Below are 7,293 nucleotides of genomic sequence, written 5' to 3'. Positions count from 1 at the left end.
TTATTTTTTCACCGGTTATTGGATTTATATATCCATCGATTAGACCCAATATTTTGTTTTTATTAGCACTGAATGTGTAATTGGTATTCCATGTGAATTTCTCCCAAGTGTTTTTATATCCGAGCGAGAGTTCAACACCGCGGTTACGGACATTACCCGTTTGCGCATAGAATGTATTGTATCCTCCGGTAGGAGAAATTCCAGCGTCCATGGTCTGGTTGTAAGTCTTCGTACTATAGAACGAGAAGTCCATATTGAAATGTTTCAGGAAGTTGGCAGTGATACCGAATTCCCAAGAATCAGTACGCTCAGGCTTTAGGTCGTACAATGGATAGGCCGATCGAGAAGAGAAAGCACCTGTTGAGGAATCCCATTGGAAAGTCGGATAGGCCAGGAAACGTCCGAAAGGTAGTCCGACAGAAGCCCAAGAAGCACGTAGTTTCAAGTAAGAAATGCTTTGAGGTAAGGTCAGAAGTTCGGAAAGTACCACAGAGGCACCAACTGAAGGATAGAAGAAGGACGAATTTTTAGATTTGGGACCTTTCAACTGGCTGGGCCAATCGTTACGTCCGGTCAGTGTCAGGTAGTATGTACTTCTATATCCTAGTTCGGCTGAAGCAAATATCGATTGGACTTGTTCGCGGTAGCCGGTTTCTGTACGTTTGCCTGTTTCTTTGCTCAATTGGACAACAGTGAAGTAGTTAGGAAGTCCGTTATCTGCTATCGGGCCACTAACAGTAAGATCTTCCGAACGGGTGTCCGAGTAAGAGGAACCAAGGTTGGCTACTAATGACCAATCGTCTCCAAAACGTTTGTTAATGTTTACTAGTAGGTCGGCATAGGTTTGTTTGTCGCGTATATTGCTGACTCCATAGAAACCGTTTTCTCCCTCAGCGATTGTTCTTTCTGTTGAGGCATAGTATTTCTGTGTATAGGTGTTAAGCGAGTTGTCAACGCGTACACGTCCGGCAACATTCAGCCAGCTTAGTATATCATAAGATAAAGACGCGCTCAACATATAACGATCTTTGTCGTTCTCACGCAGATTGCGGTAGTTGATCCAATATGGATTCTGCAAGCGGAATGAACCACCGCCTTGTGGAAAATATTGGGTGTATAAATTGCGGGTTGGGTCGTAACGTTCGTACATCTTATACTCTTCCCAGTCATTTCCACGAGGAAATAAATAAGCTGAAGTCAAAGGGTTGGCATAAATACCTTGATTGATCATGTTGCGGTCTTTTTGCATGATGTACTGGGCACCTACATCTAACCGCATCTTATCTTGCAGGAATAGGGTTGTATTCCGAAATGTAAAGTTGTAGCGGTCGTATTTGTTGTTTGGAATAATGCCACGTGAATTAACCGCAGCCACTGATGCATAGGTTTGGTTATGTTCGGTACCGGTGGAAAAAGTTACGGTTTCTGTACCGATCAGTCCGTTTTGCAGATAATCGCTCTTGGGATCATATCCATAGTAATTGCCGGCATTGAGCTTTGAACCCCAGCTGGCGTCTGTACCTGAAGTACCATAACGGTTTTGAAACTCAGGCATTACGAAAGGAGAAAGGATTTCCGTATTGCTCGAAAAAGTAACTGAGGTGCGTCCTACTGCTCCTTTTTTAGTTGTGATAATAATGGCTCCATTGGATGCATTGCTACCATATAAAGCAGCGGCAGCGGCACCCGACAGAACAGACATGGACTGAATGTCTTCCGGGTTAATATCAGCAATGGCTTCTGTTGAGCCTTGTGATTGGAACTCTTCACTACCACCGGCTGCGCTCAGGTTGTACATCGGGATACCATCGATCACATAAAGTGCATTAGACGATTGCTCGATCCCTCTTGAACCACGCATCACTACTTTGCTGGCTCCTCCGATACCGGAAGAAGATGCATTGATATTCAAACCGGCTACTTTACCGTTTAGTGAATTAATAAAGTTGGCATCTTTGACAGCTAATGCCGATTCGGCATCAATCTGAGTAACATTGTAACTTAACGCCTTTTCGGAACGTTTGATACCTAAGGCTGTTATGACTACCTCATCGATAACTTGGGTATCTTCCATTAATGTTACATTAATAGATGTTTGGTTTTTTAAAGAAACTTCTTGAGTTTTGTATCCAACGTATGAATATACAAAGATGGGATTGGCGTTGTTGGTAGTAACTTTATAATTACCGTCCAAGTCGCTTATTCCTCCATCAGTCGTACCTTTTATTAGTACGCTTACTCCAATCAGTGGTTCGCCTTTGGCGTCTTTAATCTGTCCGGTAACGGTACGTTCTTTTCCCACTTGTTGTGTACTTTTCGAAGTCTCTTTAGTGGATAAATAGATGATATTCTCTTCAATTTTGTAAGAGACATCTTTGTTTTTAAGAAGAGTGCTCAGTACTTTCTCCAACGAGGCATCTTTTACTTGCAGTGGCTCTACGGCGATTGCAGATAATTTGTCGTCATAAAAGAACTGATACTTTGATTGAGCTTGAATTTGTTTGATAACTACTCCGAGCGTGGTGCGAGGAGTAGATAGGGTCAACTGCCCAGCAGCCCATTGTACGGGGAGTGCTATAAACAAGATAATCAGTAAAGCTCGAAATAAATTCGGCTTTCGAAGCGAGTATTTGCTTTCCATACATTTAATTTAATGGTTATACACTTAGTAAAGTCAAAGGGAGAGTGTCGACTTCCTCATCCTTTTACTAATAAAACAATGTAACTGAAATAAACACTTAGTTCTCTTTCTCTTTTTTAAAAGAAAGTTAAGACTAGTTTGAAATATGCACCAGTAACTCTTTAATAATCGACTGTAGTTCTGAGACTTAATAAACGTATATAGCCTCCGGATTGTTTTGTTGATAGCATTACATAGCGCTTGTTTGGGGATAGAATGTTACTCACATAATTGATCTGTTACTTTGCATGCAGCATGCTAAAGAAGTATTTGTGCCATCGCATTGTCACTGCTTTGCCACTTCGCTGTCACAGTTGTGCCACCGCGGTGGCACAACTGTGACAGTGCTAAAGAATAGGCTGGCACTGTAAGGGAAGAAGTAAAAGCCTGTTGTAGATAACAAGAATGAAGGAGTATAGTGGGAGCTTATCAGATAATTTGCTATTTTTGACAACGATTTGCTTGTAGCGAGGAACTGATCGTTTTAGAAACCGATCCTTTTGAAGCGTGGTTGCTCGATAGCACGGCCGTTGCAATTATTAAACGAAATGAAACACATTAAACTACCTATAGTCTCCCTCTTATCCCTGTTGACTTTTTCGGTAGGATATATCAATGCACAAAATAAGGAAATACCCCTGTTTACTGAATTCCGTACGGCTGAAGAAGACGAAAACGAAGAATGGAATTGTAAAATTACCAATGAAAAAGAATTGGGGTGCTACATGCTGCAATTGGTTTCGTCCAAGGAAAAAACGGCGTATAACAGCCAATGGGTATGTGTGCAGGTTTTGGATAAACCAACTCGGCAACTTGTACAGAAGATCGAACTGAATACATCTGGTCGAGGAGATAGCTTTGATATTGAAGATTACAATTTCGATGGGCATGACGACTTTTCTTTGCTTGGAGGATGTGGGACATTAGATAATTTCTATAGTTACTATTTCCTATTCGATACGGAAACCAAGACTTTTATAGAAAGTGGGTTTGAAGGCACAAATCTAGTGTTCGATGGTTCATCCAAAACAATAACTTCTCGCAATCGCTCCCGTGCAGGTGCAAGTGTAGCCTCTCAAACGTATAAATTGGTTGATAACCAAATGATACTTATCGAACAACAATGTTTGGAAGCCATGCGAGATGAGGCCACAGGCAATGTGTTGTTTAACGAAGATAATGAAATCGTGTTTGAAGAAGTGGATTGCCACACACATTATTTAGATATGCAATTACAGTCAGTAGGATTGACGACTAATTTTAAGTTACGCATGGCTGTCTATGATGAAAACATAGCGGGTGGCTTTGTGTTCTACAAAGGGCAAGCGGAGCGTATTCCTATTCATTATGACCGAGAAGAGGTTGTTGAAGATAGGAGTGGGGAAGGCCGTCCCAACACACGGCAATTATTCTATAACGAAATATATCAAGGTGAAGTAAACGGCGTATACGTACTAACCATACAAGGTGCCGTGTGTTATGACGTACGTTACATTCGAGGAAAGGATGGGAGAACATTTGATTTGAAGCTTATATCACAATAAAGCCAATGATACTGATTCTCGATCTTGTATTACTGCAACCTGCAAATAAGAATCAACTTCTCCTCAATACCGGTGGACATAGAGAAAATGATCCCAAAGTATTTGAGAAAACGTTTCGGCTTGGAAGTTCATGAAACCGAAGGTGAAGCAGAAGCTCCTATGTTAACCGAGGTAAGAGAAAGAAAAATCGTTCAATTACCAATCGTAAATTTCGATGTATGCGTCAAAATCTTGTGGCTGAGCTATTCCGCAACTTCTGAGGATATTCAGTATACTCTTTTGTTCACTAGGAGAGAGTAAACGTTCACCTTTACGGACCCGGTAATAGGTTCTACGATCAAAAAAAATTATTAAGCGTGCAATGACAACTTGCATCTGTTTGTGGGGTAGTGATTCTAGTATACCTATGAAGCCTTTGGCAAAGCGTATTTTTACATTGGAACGATAGTAAAGGCAGGTCTCTTGCTGAACGGGTAGTTTCTTCGGATTGACAATAACTAAATAATTGGTATCTTCGGGTATACTTTGTGCGGTAAGTTGTCTTAAGCATGTAGAAGCTTTGGGGCATTGTTGGTTTAGGCACATCGGATATTCAAAAGGGATTTTTGAAAAGTCAAGTTTTTCTTCCATGATTGTGGTGTTTTATCAGACAAAAGTACTAAATAGGAATTAAAAGTGATGGTCTGAAAGTAAATAATTTACTCTCAGACCATCACTTTTAACTGTACAGCTTGTATCTTGAAATCAATATCGAAATCAAAGGAATAGCATATCTGTATATTCGCTTACTGTTGCTCTTTCGAAAAAGAGTAGGGCAAATCTTCAGCTTTTACTCCTCTGTAAAGATTAGGTTGATTGTTCATCTCTATCCGGATAGCACCTCCTTTGAGTAGATCGGCATGACGGAGATAGTTCCGTGTATACGCTTCTCCATTAAAACTCATAGAATTGATATAGAAATTCTGGGGACTATTGTTCGGCGCTTCGATAATCAGGTTATTGCCATTCTCAAAATGAACAGTAGCTTTCTTGAATAACGGAGCACCCATAACGTATTCATCCGTGCCGGGACAAACCGGATAAAAGCCCAATGCGGAAAATACATACCAAGCGGAAGTTTGTCCGTTGTCTTCATCTCCACAATAGCCATCCGGCCCCGGAGTGTACATTCGATCCATCACCTGACGCAGCCAATATTGTGCTTTCCAAGGTTGGCCGGCATAATCATATAGATAAATCATATGCTGGATCGGTTGGTTACCGTGCGCATAGTTACCCATGTTCATAACTGTCATTTCGCGTATTTCATGAATCACCTGTCCGTAATAGCTTTCATCGAATACAGGAGGAACAGCAAAGACAGAATCCATCATTGTTACAAAGCTTTCTGTGCCGCCCATCAAGTCAATCAACCCCTGCGGATCGTGAAATACAGACCAGGTATAGTGCCAACTATTGCCTTCGGTAAACGCGTCACCCCATTTCAGTGGTGAGAAGGGAGATTGGAATGTACCGTCTTGATTACGTCCACGCATCAGTTTCGATTCCTTGTCGAATAAGTTTTTATAATTCATGGCACGCTTGGCGTACAGGTTGATCTCCTTTTTGGGACGTTTCAACTCTTTAGCTATCTGATAGATGCACCAATCATTGTAGGCATACTCCAATGTACGTGCTGCATTCTCATTAACATTCACGTCATAGGGAACATAGCCCAGCTTATTGTAGTATTCATGTCCCAGACGACCGGTCGAAGAGACTTGGGGATGCACGTGATTCGCACCTTTGACAAGTCCTTCGTACAATGTTTTAATATCATCCACCCGTATGCCTTTTAAGTAAGCGTCTGCCAAAACGGAAGCGGAATTGTTGCCAACCATACAATCTCTATGTCCCGGGCTAGCCCATTCGGGAAAGAAGCCACTTTCTTTATAGGTGTTGATAAGTCCCTCTTGGATCTCTTTATTGATCGAAGGATAGACTAGGTTTAACAGTGGAAACAAACCACGGAAAGTATCCCAGAAACCTGTGTCGGTGAACATATAGCCCGGCAATACTTGCCCGTTGTAGGGACTGTAATGTACCGGATTGCCGTTGATGTCTACCTCATAGAATTTCCGTGGGAAGAGTAACGAACGGTATAGGCACGAATAGAATGTACGGTATTGATCCAGGTTGCCTCCTTCCACTTCTATCTTGCCCAATACACGGTTCCAGGCTTCTTTTCCTTTTCCGGCAAGTTGTTCCATCGAGTCGTTGCCTAGTTCCTTGAGGTTCAAAGCTGCCTGCTCGAAGCTGATGAACGATGAGGCGATACGGGCGTGTACTTTCTCTCCTTTGCTTGTCTTGAATCCGATAATTGCCCCGGCATGATTGGAGGCTTGTTCCGTTAGGGTCTCCTGTAGGGTGCCATTCGACACGGTAGCCCGATAGATAAACGGTTTGTCGAATTCAATAATGAAATAGTTTTTGAAGTTATCAGGTACTCCGCCGCTGTTGCGGGTTGTGTAACCGATGATTTTATGCTCTTCAGGGATTATCTTACATAAGAACCTTTGTCGAAAGCATCTACAACGATATATGAATGATCGTTTTCGGGGAAAGTGAAGCGGAATAACACCGCGCGTTCCGTCGGGCTCATTTCCGTTATTACATCATGTTCGGCCAGATATACCTTATAGTAGTAAGGAGTTACGGTTTCTCCTTTGTGAGCAAACCAACTGGCACGCTTCTCTTCGTCGAACTCCGGCTTGCCGACCACCGGCATAATGGAGAATTGTCCGTAATCGTTGATCCATGGACTTGGCTGATGCGTTTGTTTGAATCCGCGTATTTTATTGGCGGTGTATGTATATTGCCATCCATCGCCCATCTTTCCGGTTTGTGGAGTCCAGAAGTTCATTCCCCAGGGACGTGCAATGGCAGGATATGTATTGCCTGTTGATAACTCGTAACTGGACTGGCTACCCATTAGTGGGTTGACGTATTGTGTCCAGTCGTTGGCATGGGCAAAGAGTGTGCAGCTGAATGCACAAATTAGTAGAAAGAGTTTTTTCATGGTATGGGTTG

At 42.2% G+C, this 7,293-nt stretch carries 3 protein-coding genes and 1 pseudogene; 1 reads left to right on the top strand and 3 read right to left on the bottom strand.

From position 1 onward, the window contains the following. A partial coding sequence (locus tag JCM10512_RS09115; protein ID WP_044162398.1) for a SusC/RagA family TonB-linked outer membrane protein occupies positions 1-2,641 on the bottom strand: 2,641 nt, incomplete at its 3' end. Between the two features lie 587 nt (positions 2,642-3,228). Here JCM10512_RS09115 and JCM10512_RS09110 point away from each other — a divergent pair. Beyond that, positions 3,229-4,224, top strand: coding sequence for an XAC2610-related protein (locus tag JCM10512_RS09110; protein WP_148298335.1), 996 nt, complete (start codon positions 3,229-3,231; stop codon positions 4,222-4,224). Positions 4,225-4,419: 195 nt separating this feature from the next. Here JCM10512_RS09110 and JCM10512_RS09105 read toward each other — a convergent pair whose 3' ends face one another. Beyond that, the gene (locus tag JCM10512_RS09105; protein ID WP_044162377.1) at positions 4,420-4,854 is read right to left on the bottom strand and encodes a DUF6078 family protein; all 435 of its coding nucleotides are present in this window, start codon (positions 4,852-4,854) and stop codon (positions 4,420-4,422) included. A 155-nt stretch (positions 4,855-5,009) separates the two neighbouring features. Continuing rightward, a pseudogene (locus JCM10512_RS09100) lies at positions 5,010-7,282 on the bottom strand (GH92 family glycosyl hydrolase). Positions 7,283-7,293: the final 11 nt, after the last annotated feature.

Source organism: Bacteroides reticulotermitis JCM 10512 (assembly GCF_000517545.1).
In the GTDB taxonomy this organism is placed as follows: Bacteria; Bacteroidota; Bacteroidia; order Bacteroidales; family Bacteroidaceae; genus Bacteroides; species Bacteroides reticulotermitis.
The sequence above is the reverse complement of the archived record's forward strand: the minus strand, read 5'-3'. Positions and strand labels throughout refer to the sequence as shown.